This window comes from Rhizobium sp. 01T437, from assembly GCF_056398505.1.
On sequence record NZ_JBFTPM010000016.1, the window covers coordinates 12,465 to 29,259 of the forward strand.

Consider the following 16,795-nt stretch of genomic DNA (forward strand, 5'->3'; position numbering starts at 1 on the left):
TCTTCTATTCCTTGATCCAGCGCCACTGCGTGACGGGCATGGCCGGCCGCCAGCCGCTCATGCCGCCGACGGGGGCGGCGCGCGCGATTTCGATTTTCGTCAGGAAGCCGCCATGTGCCGCATATTCGGCCAAGAGCATCGCTTCCATTTCCAGCGTGACGGCATTGGCAACGAGCCGCCCTCCCCGCTTCAATGCTTTGATCGCCGCATCCATGATACCGGCCTCGCTGCCGCCGCCGCCGATGAAGATCGCGTCCGGTGCCGGAAGGCCGGCGAGTGCGGCGGGTGCGGTGCCTTCGACAAGGGCAAGCTGCGGCACGCCGAAGCTTGCGGCATTGCGGGCAATGCGGGCAGCCCGTTCCGGCGCCTGCTCGATGGCGATTGCTTTGAGCGACGGATCGGCCAGCATCCATTCGATGCCAACAGATCCGGAGCCGGCGCCGATATCCCAGAGAAGTTCGCCATGGCGCGGCGACAGCGCCGAGATCGTGACCGCGCGGATCTCCCGCTTGGTGATCTGTCCGTCATGTTCGAAGAGATCGTCGTCGAGACCCGGAGCATAGGGCAGGATGCGTGCCCCCGGCCCGGCCGCAATTTCGAGAGCGCAGACATTCAGTGGGTCGATCGTGTCGAGATCGAAGCCCGAGGCTGTCGCGCTGCGGATGCGCTCGCGTTCGCCGCCGAGGGCTTCCAGAACCGTCAGGTATGTTTCGGCAAAGCCGTTGGCGACAAGCAGTTCGGCCAGCGCCTGCGGCCCCTTCTCGTCCGAGGTCAGCGCCAGAATATGTCTGCCGGCATGCAGGTGCGGTCGGATGAGATCGAGCGGGCGTCCATGCAGCGATACGCAGGCCGTCTCTTGCAGCGGCCAGCCAAGCTGGGCCGCAGCCAGGCTGAATGCGGAGGGTGCGGGGATGGTGCGCATCTCGTGCGCCGCGATACGGCGCGACAGCGTCGCCCCGACGCCATAGAGGAAAGGATCGCCTGAAGCGAGCACAACGACGGGCATGCCGCGCCGAGCCTCGATCGCCTCGACCGATTTCTCGAACGGGCTCTGCCAGGCGAGACGCTCGCCAGTAATCAGTGTATCGGCAAGTTCAAGATGGCGCGCACCGCCGAAGACGGCGGGTGCGGCAGCAATCAGGCGCTTTGCCTCCTCGCCGAGCCCGTCTGGACCATCTTCGCCGATGCCGATAAGAGTGAGCCAGCGCGGGCCGGAGGGGGAAGTGTCAGACATGGAGAAGACCCGTATCCTGATCCTCGGCGGAACCAGCGAAGCGCGCAGGCTCGCCGAAGAACTTGCCACGCGGGAAGAGTTCGACATTCTCCTGTCGCTGGCGGGCCGCACGCAGGCTCCCGCCCAGCAACCGGTTCCCGTCCGCATCGGCGGCTTCGGTGGTGCGGAGGGGCTTGCGAACTTCCTGACGGGAGGAGGCTATCACCTGCTGGTCGATGCCACCCATCCCTTCGCCGAACGCATTTCGGCCAATGCCGCCATTGCTGCTCAACGCAGCGGTATCCGCGCGCTCGCGCTCGTTCGCCCTGAATGGGTGCCCGAACCGGGCGATCACTGGCATATCGTTGCGGATATTCCGGCGGCGATTGCGGCCCTTGGCCCCGCCCAGCGCCGCGTCTTTCTGGCGACCGGCCGTCAGGGCGCCCATCACGCCGAGGTCGCCCCACAGCATTTCTATCTGGTGCGCAGCGTCGATCCCGTCGATCCGCCACTTGCCCTTGCCGATGTCGACTATGTCCTCGACCGTGGCCCCTTCACGCTTGAAAGCGAAATCGACCTGATGCAACAGCACAATATCGACGCTGTCATCACCAAGAACAGCGGCGGCACGGCGGCCTATGCCAAGATCGAGGCCGCCCGCCTGCTCGGTATCAAGGTTGTCGTGATCGCCCGCGCGCCCGCTGCCATCATGACGTCGGTCGAAACGGTGGAAGCGGCGCTCGAAGCGATCGATCATCTCGTCTCCCCGGCCATGAAGCGCGGCGTATAGATCAGATCCGGCTGCCCTTCACGGGCAATCACCCGGGTCTCGGGTGAACCGATGATCACGCAGGTCGCCATGTCGGCAATGGCGGCATCGGCTCTTTCAAGCGGCTGCACGGTAATCCGCTCGTCGGGCCGTCCGGCCGCGCGGCCGAAGATGACGGGCGTGGTGGCCGGCAGATGCCGGCGCAGCAGTTCGAAGGCCTTGCCGAGCTGCCAGGGGCGCGCCTTGCTGATCGGATTATAGAGGGCAATGACGAAACCGGCTTGTGCCGCAAGCGCCAGACGGTTCTCGATGATGGCCCAGGGCTTCAGATTATCCGATAGCGACAGCGCGCAGAAATCATGCCCGAGTGGTGCACCGACGCGCGCGGCAACCGCCAGCATGGCGGTGATGCCGGGCAGAACGGTGAGATCGACGCCGCGCCATTCCGCCGGCCCCTTGTCGATCGCTTCGCAGACGGCAGCGGCCATCGCAAAGACGCCGGGGTCGCCGCCCGAGACGATGCAGACATTCGCACCCCTGGTGGCGAGCGTCAGAGCAGCCCCCGCCCGGTCCAGCTCCTCGCGATTGTCGGAAGCATGGCGGATCTGGTCGGTGCGCAGCGTCAGGCGGTCAAGATAGGGTCCGTAGCCGAAGAATTCAGTGGCCGTTTCAACGGCGGCCAGTGCTTCCGGGGTCATCTGCTCCGGATTGCCGGGACCGGTGCCGATCACGAATAGCTGCCCGCTCATCGGCGGGCCTCCCAGCCGGGCACCAGCACCAGCGAAAAATAGGGCGCATCGCCCTCGCCCCGTTCGGCAAGCTTGACCATTGCGGCATTTGCCATGGTGCCGCGTTCGACATAGAGCGCGTCGCCAAGACGTCCGGCCGCCTTCAGTGCGCGGCGGATCTTCGGCAGGTTGCGGCCCACTTTCATGATGACGGCAGCCTCGGTATCGGCGAGGCGGCGGGTGAGCTCTTGCTCGGCCATCGTGCCCGGCAGGACGGAGAGCACGTCGTCGCCCTGGACGATCGGCATGCCCGCCAGCGACCAGCAACCGGACATGGCGCTGATGCCGGGAATGACTTCAGTCGGATAGCGCTGCGACAGCCGCACATGCAGATGCATATAGGAGCCATAGAAGAGCGGATCGCCTTCGCTGAGGACGGCGACCGTGCGACCTGCCTCGAGATGAAGGGCAACGGCATCGGCGGATGTATTGTAGAAATCGGTGATGCGGCTCTGGTAGAGCGGATCGTCTTTGTCGAGCTCGGTCGTGACAGGATAATAGAGCGGCAGCAGCTCAATGCCGGGCTTCAGCAGATGTTCGACGATTGCCTTACCATTGCCGCTTCTGCCCTGCTTGGCGAAATAGGCAATCACGTCGGCACCGTCGATGGCGCGCACGGCCTTGACGGTCAGGAGCTCTGGATCGCCGGGTCCGGTGCCGACGCCGATCAGACGGCCGCTCATAGGCCGGGCCTCGAAAGCGCATTGATGGCGGCTGCCGTCATGGCGCTGCCGCCGAGCCGGCCGCGCACGATGGCATAGGGAACGCCATAGGAATTTTCCGCAAGCGCATCCTTGGATTCGGCAGCCCCGACAAAGCCGACCGGCATGCCGATGATCGCCGCCGGCTTCGGTGCGCCGTCGCGCAGAAGTTCGAGAAGATGGAAGAGGGCCGTCGGCGCATTGCCGATGGCAACCACGCTGCCGGCGAGCCGGTCGAGCCAGAGATGCATGGCGGCGGCCGAGCGGGTATTGCCGGTCTGATGGGCAAGCTCATGGGTGCGCGGATCGTGCAGGGTGCAAATCACTTCATTTCCGGCCGGCAGTCGGGCCCGCGTCACGCCATGCGACACCATCTCCGCATCGCAGAAGATCGGGGCGCCATCTTGCAATGCGATGCGCGCGGCATGGACGAAATCGGGTGAAAAGACGAAGTTCTGTGCGGCTTCGACCAACCCGCAGGCATGGATCATGCGGACAGCAATATCCGCTTCCTCTGGCGAAAAACGCGAGAGATCGGCTTCGCTGCGAATGATTGCGAAAGAGCGCTCGTAGATTGCGTCTCCGCTGCGGATATAATCGTAGTCTGGCATTGCTATTCCTGTTGCAGCGCCTCGGCGAGGCCTTTGGGCCCAAGCCTTTTCAGGCAATCGGCACTCGACTCGCAGGCGCCTCTTTTGTCTTCGATCAGCCGGGCGAGCCTCTCTATAGCGAAATCGATCCGTTCGCCAGCAATCCTTGCAGCCGGTCTGTCTGCCGCGAGCCCGTTGACGATGAAGTCGTAACCTTCGGCCGAACCAACAATCGCGAGATCGGCGCGCCGATGCGCGCAACCTTTCGCACAGCCGGAAAGGTGAAGCTTTAGCGAGCCGTCGAAGAGCGCGGGAATATGGTTGATCAACTGGTTGGCGAGAGCCCTGGTATCGTAGAAGGCCGAGGCACAGGCCCCTGCCCCGGCGCAGGCAGCGATCTGCTCGGTCGGCTCGTTCGCCGTGACGCTGAAGCCATGATCGACGGCTACTTTTTGAATAGTCGGCATTGCCGTCTTGGTGAGACCAATCACGAAGAAACCACGATCCGGAGCCAGCCGGATTTCCCTTGCGCTAGCGCTTTCGGCTGAAGTGAGAAAGGAGAGCAGATCGGCGGCCCTTGCCTGACCGAACTTCAGGCGCACCCCGAGTACCGTGCTGCCATTCCCCAGTCTCGTTATACCGACGAAGGACGATTTTCTTGGCGCTGGCCGGGTAGATCGGATGCTATCGATCTGCGGATAACGGGCGCGCAGTATTGCTGCGTCGATGTCGCGGGCGCGTGTCCGGCGGCCGCGCGCAATCAGCATCTGGAGCAGATCGCCGACCGCATTGACAGCGGCATCTGCACTACCGAGGGCCAGTGGCGTCGCGCCCCCATCATCGCCTGCGATTGAGACCAGCCATTGTCCGGCGGGCTGTGCGACGATGCGGATATCGGCAACGAGCCCGGAAAGTGAAAACTCACCGCCTCCATCGATCAGGATGGAGAGTTTCGGAGCAAGGTGCGGAGAGCTGAGAAGGTCGCCGAGCTTGCTGCGCAGTTCCGCTTCCATGTCCGCCGCATCGGCGATCTCGTCGGCATCGATGCCGTGCAGCGGCGACATTTCAATCGCCACGCCGTCAGGCACAATGATGCCGGCAGCATCGATCTCCGCCGCCAGCGGCCCGACGGAGCCGGTTTGAAGACCCCGGATCTGCAAATTGCCGCGGGCGGTGATTTCAAGAATACCGTTTCCATGTCGCGCCGCTGCCGAGGCCAACTGCCGGAACTGGGAGATCGTGAGTGCGCCGCCCGCTGGCCGCAGACGAACGAGCAGGCCATCGCCGGTTTGCATGGGGGCTGCGAGCGCCGGACAGGCGCCACGCTGCATGCCCGTTATATCAGGGCTTTCTGCTTCCAAGATCTTGCCGGCAGCGCTGCGCATTCAACCATCCTTTGGCCATGTCTTACATGATCGCGCCGGATGCAGCAAAGCGAGATCGGGTTGGATACGGGATGACTACTCTTCGAAGTCCCGTCCCTTGCGCAGGAGATAGATATCCATGATCCAGCCATGCCGCTCGCGCTCTTCGGCCCGGAGCCGGAGGATGTCGTCGGCCATATCGCCAAGCCGGCCCGAGCGGATCACTTCGTTCTCCGTGCCGAGATAGGCGCCCCAGAAGATTTCCGCATCGGGATCGTCGATCTTCGAGAAGGCCTGTTCGCCATCGAGCATGACGACGGTGCTCTCATGCGTCAGCCCCGTTTCAGTCAGCCGCCGGCCGGTGGTGATCTCGACCGGCTTGCCGACGAGATTGACAGGAATGCGATGGCTTGCCGCCAGCGCCTGGATGCTGGTGATGCCGGGAACGACATGATAGTCGAATGAACAGGCACCGGTGTTACGCACCCGTTCGATAATGCGGATCGTGCTATCATAGAGGCTCGGATCGCCCCAGACGAGGAAGGCGCCGGCACCGTTTTCCGGCAGGTCGCCGATCAGTCCTTCATAGATGTGGGCGATCGCAGCATGCCAGTCGTCTACGCTCTGGACGTAACTCCGGTCCTGGGTTGCGCGCTTTGGTACCTCGAATTCAACGATGCGCGCACCTTCGCGGGTCAAATATCGCTCGCAGATTTCCCTGCGAACCTCGGCAAGATCCGCCTTCGCGGCACCCTTGGTCGGGATGAATACGACGTCTGCCGCGTTCATGGCGTTGATCGCCTGGATGGTCAGATGCTCGGGATTGCCCGTTCCGATACCGATGATGTGGATATGCCGCACGCTTTCTGCCTCGCGATTTCCAGCGGTTTGTGCCGCCAAAGCAAGCCTTTGGCAAGGGCGGACCCATGAGTTGGCCGCGGCCAACTTTCTATCTGTGTGGTTAGCGAACCGTTTATTGTCGCTATCCCCGAATCATGTCATCTTCGATACGCTTTTTGACGCTATGTTGACAGAAAAGCGCTTTAAGAAGGGGCAAGTGTTTTGGACAACATTAGCGTATCGACGACGGACGTTCGCATCGAACGGCACGCCACGCAGCTCTCACGCCAGCTGAAGCTGCTGCGAGAAAGGCTCTTCCCGCCGCTTTCGCAAAAGACGCTCCGGACATTCACCTCAGGTGAGGCGGCGCAGATGATCGGCGTCTCCGATGGCTATCTTCGCCAGCTTTCCTTGGACGGCAAGGGCCCGCAGCCGGACGTCTCACAGAATGGCCGCCGCTCCTATACGCTCGGCCAGATCAACGAGTTGCGCCAACATATGGCGAAGATCAAACCGAAGGATGCGCTCTCCTACCTGCCTTGGCGCCGCGACAGCGAGAAGCTGCAGACGATCGCGATCACCAATTTCAAGGGCGGTTCGGCCAAGACGACGACGACGCTTTATCTGGCGCAGCATCTGGCACTGGAAGGTTATCGTGTTCTGGCGATCGATCTCGATCCGCAGGCCTCGCTTTCCTCCCTGCTCGGCGTCCAGCCGGAATTCGATCTCGGGGATGGCGACACGCTCTATGGTGCGATCCGCTACGATGCGCAACGGCGCCCGTTGAAGGATATTATCCGCAAGACCTATTTCGACGGTCTCGATATGGTCCCGGGCAATCTCGAACTGATGGAGTTCGAGCATGAAACGCCGCGTGCCTTGAATGATCGCCAGAAGCCGGAGGAGCTATTCTTTCGGCGCGTCGGTAATGCAATCGCCGAGGTTGAGGCGGATTACGATATCGTCGTCATCGACTGCCCGCCACAGCTCGGCTATCTCACGCTCGGCGCCGTCTGCGCCGCCACGTCGCTTCTCATCACCATCCATCCGCAGATGGTTGATGTCGCCTCTATGTCGCAATTCCTGTTGATGACGTCCGACCTCTTGTCGGTGGTGCGCAAGGCCGGCGGCGACCTGCAGCATGATTTCATCAAATATGTCGTCACCCGCCATGAGCCTTTTGACGCGCCGCAGTCGCAGATCGTGGCACTTTTGCGCAGCCTCTTCGGGGATGATGTGCTGACGGCGACCATCCTGAAATCGACGGCAATTGCCGATGCGGGCCTGACCAAGCAGACTCTCTATGAAATTGAAAAAGGCCAGGTTCGCCGCTCCACCTATGACCGGGCACTGGAATCGGTTAACGCCGCCAACGGCGAAATTATTACCAGCATCCATAAAGCATGGGGCCGCACATGAGCAGACGAGATCGACTGAAGGGATTGTTCACCGACACGGCGCAGGAGTTGGCCGCGGCCAACTTCGAGGAAACCGCTGCGCGCGGTGCAGCCGGTCCGGTGCGCACCATGGCCCTGACACTCGGCCGCATGGAGGAAGAGAGCAGGGCGATGGAGGAGGCCCTGCTGTCCGGCGAACATATCGTCGAACTCGACCCGGAGCTGATCGATTCTTCCTTCATCCGCGATCGCCTCGCTGATGAGCCTCTCGATCTGGAAGACGAACTCGTGCAGTCGATCGCCGAGAACGGCCAGGAAGTGCCGATCCTGGTGCGGCGCAATCCGCATCATGACGGGCGCTACCAGGTCGCCTATGGCCATCGACGCCTCCAGGCCGTCAAACTGCTCGGCCGTAAGGTGCAGGCGGTCATCCGCAAGCTCGACGATACAGATCTCGTCATCGCGCAGGGCATCGAAAACTCGGCGCGCCGCAATCTCTCCTATATTGAGCGCGCCGTCTTCGCGCTCAATCTCGAAATGAAGAAGTTCGATCGCCCTGTTATCATGAAGGCGCTCTCGACCGACAAGACGGAACTGTCGAAGCTCATCTCCGTGGCAAAGGCTATTCCTGCCGATATCATCCAGGCTGTCGGTGCCGCACCTGGTATCGGTCGTAGACGCTGGATGGCGCTTGCCCAAGACTGGACCGAAGCCGCGGTCGCGCGTCTGACCAAGCTGATTGGCTCTTCCACATTCAACGCTGTGGAGAGCGATCGCCGTTTCGAACTTCTTGTCGCCGAACTTTCCAAGAAGGAAGAGGTCAAGCCCGAGACTGTCGAGTATGACTGGAAGCCTGCAAGCGGGGGTAAGATCGCCGGCCGCATCAAGAGTTCCGGCACGTCCTTCACCATTGCCTTGAAGACCGGTGATGCGCCGGATTTCGGTGCCTATCTCTCAGGCCGCCTTGATGAGCTTTATGACGCCTACAAGACCGGGAAGTAGGCCCCAGAAGGAGCGTCGGATCGGAGCGGGCATCGCGGCAGGCATGCTGTCGATGCGCGACATCGACTGATAGGCAGGGCGATCGTTCCGCCATTGCCGTTTATCGATACAGGCAAGGATGATCCCATCCGAAAAACCGGGTGAAAACCTTGAGCTCACCAGCCTTGACGTTGTTTGCATGTTTTCATCATGCGATAACTGACGGAAGCAAATAAGGGTTTTGCTTCCCTTTGTGAGAATCCATTAAGCCTAACAATGCGCTACGATATAGACGCCGCAACGCTCCAGACGCTGCTTCCGGCCATCACCGGAGCCGAGGATGCATTGGCGCGGCTCGACGAGCGGGCGGCGCGTTCCGCGGTGGGGCAGGGCTTTGCCGAGCGCAGCCATTTCTTCGATGCAGCCGGTGCGCTGTGGGTGGCGGGCGAGCTTGTGCATGTCGAGGACCTCGTCCTGCACGATGCCCATATGGACAGCCGCGCGCCGAGCCACGAGCTGACGATCGCCCATTCTGTCCTGCGCACACGGCGGCGGATCGAGACGGCCGATTCCGGCTGGGCGCTCGGGCCGACAGGCCTTGGCGTGCTGACCGCCAGTACACTGGAAGAGGAGGGGACGGCGTCAGAGGCGGCAGGTCTTGCATCTATCGGGCGCGAACCTGACAATGAGGACGACGAGGCGCCGCTTGCCGCCGAAATCGCCGAGCTCGATGCCCTGCTCGCCCGCTCGCAACAACTTCTCGACCGTCATGCCGGAAAGCCTGTTGTGGAAGAGCCGGAGGGGGCCGCGTCCTCGCAGCGCGATGTCGATCCGCTCGGCCTGTTCGGCGACGACGAATGGAACGAGGAGGAACGGCTTCGGGAATGGCGTGGTCTGATCCCGCTCGTCGAGGAGCTGCCACCCAGCCTGGCCGCAGCCATCCTCTTCGACGCCTGGGAACGGATCGAGCCGCTGCGTCGCCAACATTGGCTGGGCGGCCTGCTGGTTGCCAGCAGCCTGCGTGTCAGAGGCAAGGTCGCCTCGCATCTCTTTTCTTTTCACACCGGGCTGAAGCAGATCCGCCACGAGCGCCGGCGCTCGCGTGATCGCGTCACACGCCTACAGGCCTTTCTCGATGGGATGCGGGAGAGCGCGATCACCGGCCTCAAGGAGATCGATCGCCTATCGCTGGCGCGCACGCAGATGGAGCTGCGCTTTCGCGGCCGGCGCTCCAACAGCAGCCTGCCGCAGCTTGCCGATTTCATTCTGTCGCGGCCGATGGTGTCAGCCGCCATGATCGCTCGTGAGCTTGGCGTCACGCAACGTGGTGCATTGAACCTGATCAATGAGATCGGCATTCGCGAGATCACCGGTCGCGGCCGTTACCGGGCCTGGGGCATCATCTGAAGCCCACGAGCCGTTGCCACAAACGAAAACGGCCGGGCATCAAGCCCGGCCGTTTCTTTAGGGTGAGCACCCGATCCGTCATCCTGTCACAGATTTCGAACCGGGCGCTCTGCGCTTCCATTGCCCCCAGAAGCGCGGTCCTTATTCCCGCTCGCCCGTGAAGCTGAGCAGAAGCTGGAAGATGTTGACGAAGTTCAGGTAGAGCGAGAGCGCGCCGAAGACGGCCAGCTTCTGGTTCGATTCCTGATCGTAGTTTTCCGAATACTGTTCCTTGATGTTCTGCGTGTCGTAGGCGGTCAGGCCGACGAAGACGACGATGCCGATCACCGAGATGGCGAACTGCAGGGCGGACGAGCCAAGGAAGATGTTGACGATGCCGGCGATGATGATGCCGAACAGGCCCATCATCAGAAACGAACCCATCTTCGAAAGGTCACGTTTCGTCGTGTAGCCGTAGAGGCTGATCGTGCCGAACATGGCAGCGGTGATGAAGAAGGTCTGCGCGATGCTCGTCTTGGTGAAGACCAGGAAGACGGAGGCGAGCGACAGGCCCATCACGGCGCAGAAGGCCCAGAAGGTCATCTGTGCGGTGCTTGACGACATCGACTGGATGCGGAACGAGAAGAAGAACACGAAGGCGAGCGGCGCCAGCATCACCACCCACTTGAGCGGCGTCTGGAAGATCGGCACGTAGAGCGCCGGGGTCGAGCCGACGATGAAGGCAACGATGCCGGTGATGACCAGGCCGAGCGCCATGTAGTTGTAGACGCGCAGCATGTGCTGGCGCAGACCTTCGTCGAAAAGGGTCTGTGTTTGGGCGCCGGAGCCGTAACCATAACGGGGATTGATCGGGTTCATGACTGATCTCCTCGGTTGAACTAGTAGAGCGAGCGGGCAAGCTGTTCGGCTGCCTGATCGAGATTGGTGCCGCTGTTGTCGGCGATCAGCGCATAAGCGACGTCGCCGATCTGCCAGTAGGCGGCTTCTGTCTTTTCAAGGGCAACATGGCTGACCGGCTTCACCTCGAAGGCGCCCGGCCGGACGGCAAAGAGCGACAGGCGCTTGCCGTCGGTCTCCTCGATTGCCATTTCGACGCTCGGGCCAAAATCCGACGGGAAGATTTGCACATCGGCAACCTTCCAGTCCTTTGGCAGTTCGGGCATCACGATTGCGGTCGCAGCGCGGATTTCCTCGGCGCTATAGGCCGGCGCCGTCTGCGACGGGATGGTTTCACGAAGCGCTGCCGTGCGATAGGCGCGCACCGCATCCTCGACATAGGCCGGTGCCGGAACAGAAGCTGCGACTTCCGTTGCCGTAAAGGCGCCGAAGGAATTATGCGCCACCCAGCCGGCGGCAAGCAGAACACCGACAGCAGCGATGCGCTGCACCGAATGCAGGATGCGACCATAGGAAAGACCGCGTTCCAGCTTTCGGGCGGCATCGCGCGTTTCGGGGCGGCCAAAGGCGCTTTCGCCGGCCAGCGCCAGGCGCAATTCGCCCTTCATGCTGAGATCGGCCATGACCTTGGCGGCGATCGCCGGATTCTCCGACAGATAGGATTCCACCTGGATACGCCGTGCGACATCGAGCTCGCCGTCGACATAGGCGTCGAGATCGGCATCGATGATTGGATCAATCGCCTTCATTGCCGTTCCCTCCAACTAATTTCAGATGCGCAATGCGCGGCATCTTCTCTTCGAACTCGCGCAACTGGGCGCGGGCGCGGGAAATCCGCGACATCAGCGTGCCGACAGGAATGCCGAGCGCATTGGCCGCTTCCTGATAGGACAGGTCCTCGATCGCTACGAGATGCAGCGCTTCACGCTGTTCTTCCGGCAGATCGAAAAAGGCGTTGCGCACCTGCTGCAGGCGCACCGCATGCTCCTGTCCGGCCGGCAGCGACTGCTCCGCCTCGACCGCCGCCTCGTCATGGCGGCGCGTCAGCGAGCGGGTCTGCCGCACGCGATCGATATGCGCATTATGCAGAATGGAAAGCAGCCAGGTGCGCAGGTTTCCGCCGCTGCGGAAGCTCTTGCGCTTCTCGAAGGCCCGAACCAGTGCATCATGCACCAGATCCTCCGCCTCGTCCGAATTGCGCACCAGCGAGCGCGCATAGCGACGAAGCGCTGCGAGCTGACCGAGGACATCGAAGGGGCGTTCTTTCCGTTCCATGATTGAGTATACGAAAGCATCGCAGATTTTATTCCGAAACGATGCAGATTTTTTTATATCGGCCGGAAAGGAAGTGCTGGTTTTCGGGCAACGCCAAAAACCTCCGCCATTTGCCACGGCGGAGGTGGTGTCTCGCAGCCTTACTACAAAGGATCAACCCTTGGGCATGATACCGTGGTCAGCCCTCGGGCATGATCCCCGGCTGGTCGGAAGGGAATTTCGCAATGTCCTGGACGCTGACATTGAGATGTTGGGCAACGAGGGCGGCCGGCGTATGCGTGAGCCACGAGGAGAGCCCGACTTCCTGATATTCGGCGACCTTGAAGACGGCGACGAATTGCAGATCGGTCTTGCCGGTGTTTTCGATGATATGGCCCTGGCTGCGTTTGACATAACCAATATCGCCGGGTCGGAAATCGGCGGTCTGGCTGCGCGGGCCGGCATCGAACACCGTCATGCGGCCTTCGCCCTTGATCCAGTACTGCCATTCGTCGGCATTCGGATGCCAGTGCATTTCACGCACGCCACCCGGCTTGATCGTCTCGATCGCTGCAGCGATCGTCTTGGAGACCTTGAAGATGCTGCTGTCGGCAAGCTGGATCGTGCCCGACGCATTCTGCTTCAGCGGTGCCGATGCCGTCAGCCGGTAGGTGAAAGGGTAGGGCGGCAGGCCCGCAGAAGCGACAGCTTCCTGGTCGGCCGAAAGCGGACCCGGCTCCTTGCCCTGGAAGATCCAGAGATCCTGCAATGGGATGTTCTTGAAAGTGTCCTGCGGCACGCCGAAGTTCTTGGCAAGCAGCTCCGGCGATGTATGCGCCAGCCAGTCGGTCAGGAGCAACGTGCCGTATTCGGATTGGTCGCCCTCGTCGAAGACGAGGACGAATTCGCAGCCCTCGGGCCCGAGGCCCTGCAGCGAATGCGGGAAACCGGCTGGAAAATACCAGAGATCGCCAGCCTCGACGTCTTGCACATAGGCGCGGCCCTGCGGATCAAGCACGGTCACCCGGCAGCTGCCATTGGTCATGATCGCCCATTCGGAGGCCCGGTGCCAGTGCATCTCGCGGATGCCGCCGGGGCCAAGTCGCATGTTGACGCCGGAGACCGCTTCGGAAATAGCAAAATCGGCCTTCGTCACCTGCCGCGCCCATCCGCCGTTCTGGATGCGCTTGGGTGCATTGTTGAACGATCCCCAGAAGAGCTGCATGTCGCCAACATCGGTTGCCGGCGGACTGCCGAACGAAGGAAACTGGTCGTTGATGGCTGGGTTCTTCGGGCCGGGATCGGAAAGGCCGGCTGGATTGGCGTTGATCGCACCCTCGGCCGGCTGGTCGGGATTGCCGAAACTCGCTGCGTGCGCCGCACCCGCCGCAAGTGCCGTTCCGCCCATCGCTCCGAGGGCAAGGACCGTGCGTCTAGAAAGAGGTTCCATGGTTTTACTCCTTTCGTGTCGATTGGGAGGGTTATTCCGCCGGGGCATCTTCGCGGGCGATGGCGGGCCGTTTTCGGCTGACGAATTCGCTCAGCTTTTCCAGGTAGAGGTAGACGACCGGGGTGGTGTAGAGCGTCATCACCTGGCTGATGAGCAGACCGCCGACCATGGCGTAGCCGAGTGGCTGGCGCAGCTCCGAGCCGGTGCCGTGGCCGAGCATCAGCGGCAGGCCGGCAAGAAGTGCCGCCGCTGTCGTCATGATGATCGGGCGGAAGCGCAGGAGACAGGCCTGGCGGATTGCGTCTTCTGGCGACAGTCCCTGCTCGCGCTGGGCGGCGATGGCGAAGTCGACGATCATGATGCCGTTCTTCTTGACGATGCCGATCAGCAGGATCACGCCGATCAGCGCGATCACGGTAAAGTCGAAGCCGAAGGCCCAGAGCATGGCGAGAGCACCGAGGCCCGCGGAGGGGAGCGTCGACAGGATCGTCAGCGGGTGGAAATAGCTCTCGTAGAGTACGCCGAGGATCAGATAGATCACGGCAATCGCTGCAAGCACCAGCAGCGGTTCGCTTGAGAGCGAGCTCTGATAGGCCTGAGCATTGCCCTGGAACGTGCCGATGACGGTTGCCGGCTTGCCGAGATCGGCCTCAGCCTTGCTGATCGCGGCAACCGCCTGGCTGAGCGCGGTCCCCTTTGCAAGGTTGAAGGAGAGTGTAACGGCCGGAAACTGGCTCTGGTGGTTGACGGCGAGCACGGCCGTCGGCTCCGTCGTCTGCTTGACGAGCTCGCTCAAGGGAACCTGCTCGCCGGTCAGCGGCGATTTGATATAGAGACCGTTGATCGCCAGCGGTGAATTCTGGAACTGTGGCGCAAGCTCGAGAACCACATGGTAGCTGTTCAGGTCGGTGAAATACTGGGTGACCTGGCGCTGGCCGAAAGCATCGTTAAGCGTATCGTCGATCATTTGCGGCGCAATGCCGAAGCGCGATGCCTGGTCACGGTCGATCGTAAGCGTCACGGTAGCGCCGCTATTCTGCTGGTCGGTGGCGACATCGGTCAGCTCCGGCAGCGTCTTGAATGTGGCGAGCAGCTTGGCTGCCCAGTCGTCCAACTCGTCGGCATTGCCGTCCTGCAGCGTATATTGGAACTGCGTAGCCGAGGCGCGTCCGCCGACATTGATATCCTGCGCCGGCTGCAGGAAGAGTTCTGCACCCTGCATCTGCGCGAGTTTCGGACGAAGCCGGTTGATGATTTCGCTTGCCGAGGCATCGCGCTGGTCTTCAGGCTTCAGCGTGATGAACATGCGGCCGTTATTGACGGTCTGGCCCGCTCCGCTGCCGACGGCCATGCCGACGGTCGCAACCCCGGGATCGCTGGCAACGATATTGCCTGCCTCGAGCTGGTGGCGCGACATTTCAGCGAAGGAAATATCCTGCGCGGCTTCGAGTGTACCGGTGATCAGGCCGGTGTCCTGGATTGGGAAGAAGCCCTTGGGAATATTGACGAACAGGAAGCCGGTTGCCGCAAGCGAAGCGATGAAGACTGTCATGGTCAGCCGGTGATGGCGCAGCGCGATATCGAGCGTGTAGCGGTAGGCGGCAAGAAGCCCGTCGAACGCCTTCTCGCTCATTGCATAAAGCCTGCCATGGTTGGCGTCTTTTTCCGGCTTCAGGAAGCGTGAGCTCATCATCGGTGTGATGGTCAGCGAGACGATTGCCGAGACGACGATCGTCATCGTCACTGTGATTGCGAACTCCCGGAATAGCCGGCCGACAATGCCGCCCATCAGGAGCAGCGGAATGAAGACGGCGACGAGCGAGATACTGATCGAAATGATGGTGAAGCCGATTTCGCGCGCGCCGTCGATTGCCGCTTGTTTCGGCGTTTTGTCCATCTCCATATGGCGATGGATGTTCTCGACCATCACGATCGCATCGTCGACGACGAAACCGACGGCGATACTCAAGCCCATCAGCGAGAGATTATCGAGGCTGAAGCCAGCGACATACATCAGCGCCAATGTGGCCAGGAGCGCCAGCGGCACGGTGACACTCGGGATCACCGTCACCCAGACATTGCGCAGGAAGACGAAGATCACCATGACCACAAGGGCTATGGTAATGACAAGCGTCGTTTCGACATCCGCCACCGAGGCGCGGATCGTGGTCGTCCGGTCGCTGAGGATGGAGAGGTGGAGGGCGGCCGGTGCGATCGCTTGCAGCTGCGGCAGGGCAGCGCGGATCGCACCGACCGTATCGATGATGTTGGCGCCCGGGAGCTTGAAGATCGGCAGGAGGATCGCCCGCTTGCCATCAGCCCAGGCCGCCAGCTGATCGTTCTCCGGTCCGTCGATCGCCTGGCCGATATCGCTGATGTGGACCGGAGCGCCGTCGCGATAAGCGACGATCGAATCGTTCCAGGGGGCGGCCTTCAGGAGTTGGTCATTGTCATAGATCGTGTAGGTATGCTCTCCACCCTGCACACTGCCTTTCGGTGAGTTGCTGGTGATGGATGTCACGGCGCTGCGGATATCCTCAAGCGAAAGTCCCATCTCGGCGATCTTGCCGGGATCGATCTGCAGGCGTACGGCTGGCTTCTGCTGTCCGAAGATCAGAACCTGCGAAACGCCGTCGATCTGGCTGACATGCTGGGCGAGCACGCTTTCGGCAAAATCGTCGACTTGCGTCAGCGGCAGCGTATCCGAAGTGAGCGCAAGAACCATGACCGGCGGATCGGCGGGATTGACCTTGCGATAGGTTGGCGGCGAAGGCAGGTCCGTCGGCAATTGACCTCCGGCTGCGTTGATTGCGGTCTGCACGTCCTGGGCGGCGCTATCAACGTCCCGCGACAGATCGAATTGCAGAGTGATCGCGCTCGAGCCGAGCGTACTCGTCGAGGTCATCTGGGTGACGCCGGGGATCTGCCCGAACTGCCGCTCCAGCGGCTGGGTTACCGCCGATGCCATCGTCTTCGGATCGGCGCCGGGGAGCTGTGTCGAGACCTGGATCGTCGGAAAATCGACCTGCGGCAGGGGTGCCACCGGCAGGAGAGGGTAAGCGACGATACCGATGCCGAAGAGGCCTGCCATCATTAGCGAGGCGGCGATCGGCCGCTCGATAAACCAGGAGGAGATGGACATGG

General features: G+C 61.9%; 15 protein-coding genes. 4 read left to right on the forward strand and 11 right to left on the reverse strand.

The window, feature by feature from the left end; translation table 11 throughout:
* Positions 1-4 precede the first annotated feature (4 nt).
* Complete coding sequence (gene cbiE / locus AC1DM5_RS26610) at positions 5-1,234, reverse strand: precorrin-6y C5,15-methyltransferase (decarboxylating) subunit CbiE (protein WP_477976006.1); 1,230 nt, start codon at positions 1,232-1,234, stop codon at positions 5-7.
* Here cbiE and AC1DM5_RS26615 point away from each other — a divergent pair.
* Positions 1,233-2,003, forward strand: coding sequence for a cobalt-precorrin-6A reductase (locus AC1DM5_RS26615; protein WP_477820437.1), 771 nt, complete (start codon positions 1,233-1,235; stop codon positions 2,001-2,003). The genes cbiE and AC1DM5_RS26615 overlap by 2 nt on opposite strands.
* Here AC1DM5_RS26615 and AC1DM5_RS26620 read toward each other — a convergent pair.
* The 5 genes from AC1DM5_RS26620 to cobF all read right to left on the reverse strand — a co-directional run bounded on the left by AC1DM5_RS26620 (position 1,967) and on the right by cobF (position 6,286).
* Positions 1,967-2,731 (reverse strand): precorrin-3B C(17)-methyltransferase, encoded by a 765-nt coding sequence (locus AC1DM5_RS26620; protein WP_477820436.1) that lies wholly within the window; start codon positions 2,729-2,731, stop codon positions 1,967-1,969. The genes AC1DM5_RS26615 and AC1DM5_RS26620 overlap by 37 nt on opposite strands.
* Positions 2,728-3,453, reverse strand: coding sequence for a precorrin-2 C(20)-methyltransferase (locus tag AC1DM5_RS26625; RefSeq protein ID WP_477820435.1), 726 nt, complete (start codon positions 3,451-3,453; stop codon positions 2,728-2,730). The genes AC1DM5_RS26620 and AC1DM5_RS26625 overlap by 4 nt, the downstream gene beginning before the upstream one ends.
* A complete protein-coding gene (locus AC1DM5_RS26630; protein WP_477820434.1) occupies positions 3,450-4,082 on the reverse strand; it encodes a precorrin-8X methylmutase in 633 nt (210 codons plus the stop codon). Before AC1DM5_RS26630 ends, AC1DM5_RS26625 begins: the two co-directional genes overlap by 4 nt.
* Before the next feature lie 2 nt (positions 4,083-4,084).
* Entirely contained in the window at positions 4,085-5,446 is a 1,362-nt protein-coding gene (cobG, locus tag AC1DM5_RS26635; RefSeq protein ID WP_477820433.1) for a precorrin-3B synthase, read from the reverse strand.
* A gap of 75 nt (positions 5,447-5,521) precedes the next feature.
* Complete coding sequence (gene cobF, locus AC1DM5_RS26640) at positions 5,522-6,286, reverse strand: precorrin-6A synthase (deacetylating) (protein ID WP_477976008.1); 765 nt, start codon at positions 6,284-6,286, stop codon at positions 5,522-5,524.
* Positions 6,287-6,487: 201 nt separating this feature from the next.
* Between cobF and repA the strand changes: the two genes are divergently transcribed.
* From repA to AC1DM5_RS26655, 3 genes are all read left to right on the forward strand, one after another.
* Positions 6,488-7,684, forward strand: a complete 1,197-nt coding sequence (gene repA / locus AC1DM5_RS26645) for a plasmid partitioning protein RepA (protein WP_477820431.1) — start codon at positions 6,488-6,490, stop codon at positions 7,682-7,684.
* Positions 7,681-8,664: a plasmid partitioning protein RepB gene (gene repB / locus AC1DM5_RS26650; RefSeq protein WP_477976010.1), complete on the forward strand. Its 984-nt coding sequence runs from the start codon at positions 7,681-7,683 to the stop codon at positions 8,662-8,664. The genes repA and repB overlap by 4 nt, the downstream gene beginning before the upstream one ends.
* Positions 8,665-8,919: 255 nt before the next feature.
* Complete coding sequence (locus AC1DM5_RS26655; protein WP_477820429.1) at positions 8,920-10,050, forward strand: RHE_PE00001 family protein; 1,131 nt, start codon at positions 8,920-8,922, stop codon at positions 10,048-10,050.
* Positions 10,051-10,191: 141 nt separating this feature from the next.
* Here AC1DM5_RS26655 and AC1DM5_RS26660 read toward each other — a convergent pair whose 3' ends face one another.
* The 5 genes from AC1DM5_RS26660 to AC1DM5_RS26680 form a co-directional block, all read right to left on the reverse strand.
* Positions 10,192-10,908, reverse strand: coding sequence for a Bax inhibitor-1/YccA family protein (locus tag AC1DM5_RS26660; protein WP_477820428.1), 717 nt, complete (start codon positions 10,906-10,908; stop codon positions 10,192-10,194).
* A 20-nt stretch (positions 10,909-10,928) separates the two neighbouring features.
* Positions 10,929-11,696, reverse strand: coding sequence for an anti-sigma factor family protein (locus AC1DM5_RS26665; protein WP_477820427.1), 768 nt, complete (start codon positions 11,694-11,696; stop codon positions 10,929-10,931).
* On the reverse strand, positions 11,683-12,222 hold the full coding sequence (locus tag AC1DM5_RS26670) for a sigma-70 family RNA polymerase sigma factor (RefSeq protein ID WP_477976012.1): 540 nt from the start codon (positions 12,220-12,222) through the stop codon (positions 11,683-11,685). Before AC1DM5_RS26670 ends, AC1DM5_RS26665 begins: the two co-directional genes overlap by 14 nt.
* A gap of 178 nt (positions 12,223-12,400) precedes the next feature.
* Positions 12,401-13,651 (reverse strand): oxalate decarboxylase family bicupin, encoded by a 1,251-nt coding sequence (locus AC1DM5_RS26675; RefSeq protein WP_477820425.1) that lies wholly within the window; start codon positions 13,649-13,651, stop codon positions 12,401-12,403.
* A gap of 31 nt (positions 13,652-13,682) precedes the next feature.
* Positions 13,683-16,793: an efflux RND transporter permease subunit gene (locus AC1DM5_RS26680; protein ID WP_477976014.1), complete on the reverse strand. Its 3,111-nt coding sequence runs from the start codon at positions 16,791-16,793 to the stop codon at positions 13,683-13,685.
* Positions 16,794-16,795: the final 2 nt, after the last annotated feature.

Excerpts from the sequence above, each read along its gene's own strand:
- AC1DM5_RS26615 (WP_477820437.1), top strand. The coding sequence starts at position 1,233 with ATGGAGAAGACCCGTATCCTGATCCTCGGCGGAACCAGCGAAGCGCGC.
- cbiE (WP_477976006.1), bottom strand. The coding sequence starts at position 1,234 with ATGTCTGACACTTCCCCCTCCGGCCCGCGCTGGCTCACTCTTATCGGC.
- AC1DM5_RS26620 (WP_477820436.1), bottom strand. The coding sequence starts at position 2,731 with ATGAGCGGGCAGCTATTCGTGATCGGCACCGGTCCCGGCAATCCGGAG.
- AC1DM5_RS26625 (WP_477820435.1), bottom strand. The coding sequence starts at position 3,453 with ATGAGCGGCCGTCTGATCGGCGTCGGCACCGGACCCGGCGATCCAGAG.
- AC1DM5_RS26630 (WP_477820434.1), bottom strand. The coding sequence starts at position 4,082 with ATGCCAGACTACGATTATATCCGCAGCGGAGACGCAATCTACGAGCGC.
- cobG (WP_477820433.1), bottom strand. The coding sequence starts at position 5,446 with ATGCGCAGCGCTGCCGGCAAGATCTTGGAAGCAGAAAGCCCTGATATA.
- repB (WP_477976010.1), top strand. The coding sequence starts at position 7,681 with ATGAGCAGACGAGATCGACTGAAGGGATTGTTCACCGACACGGCGCAG.
- AC1DM5_RS26655 (WP_477820429.1), top strand. The coding sequence starts at position 8,920 with ATGCGCTACGATATAGACGCCGCAACGCTCCAGACGCTGCTTCCGGCC.
- AC1DM5_RS26660 (WP_477820428.1), bottom strand. The coding sequence starts at position 10,908 with ATGAACCCGATCAATCCCCGTTATGGTTACGGCTCCGGCGCCCAAACA.
- AC1DM5_RS26665 (WP_477820427.1), bottom strand. The coding sequence starts at position 11,696 with ATGAAGGCGATTGATCCAATCATCGATGCCGATCTCGACGCCTATGTC.
- AC1DM5_RS26670 (WP_477976012.1), bottom strand. The coding sequence starts at position 12,222 with ATGGAACGGAAAGAACGCCCCTTCGATGTCCTCGGTCAGCTCGCAGCG.
- AC1DM5_RS26675 (WP_477820425.1), bottom strand. The coding sequence starts at position 13,651 with ATGGAACCTCTTTCTAGACGCACGGTCCTTGCCCTCGGAGCGATGGGC.
- AC1DM5_RS26680 (WP_477976014.1), bottom strand. The coding sequence starts at position 16,793 with ATGTCCATCTCCTCCTGGTTTATCGAGCGGCCGATCGCCGCCTCGCTA.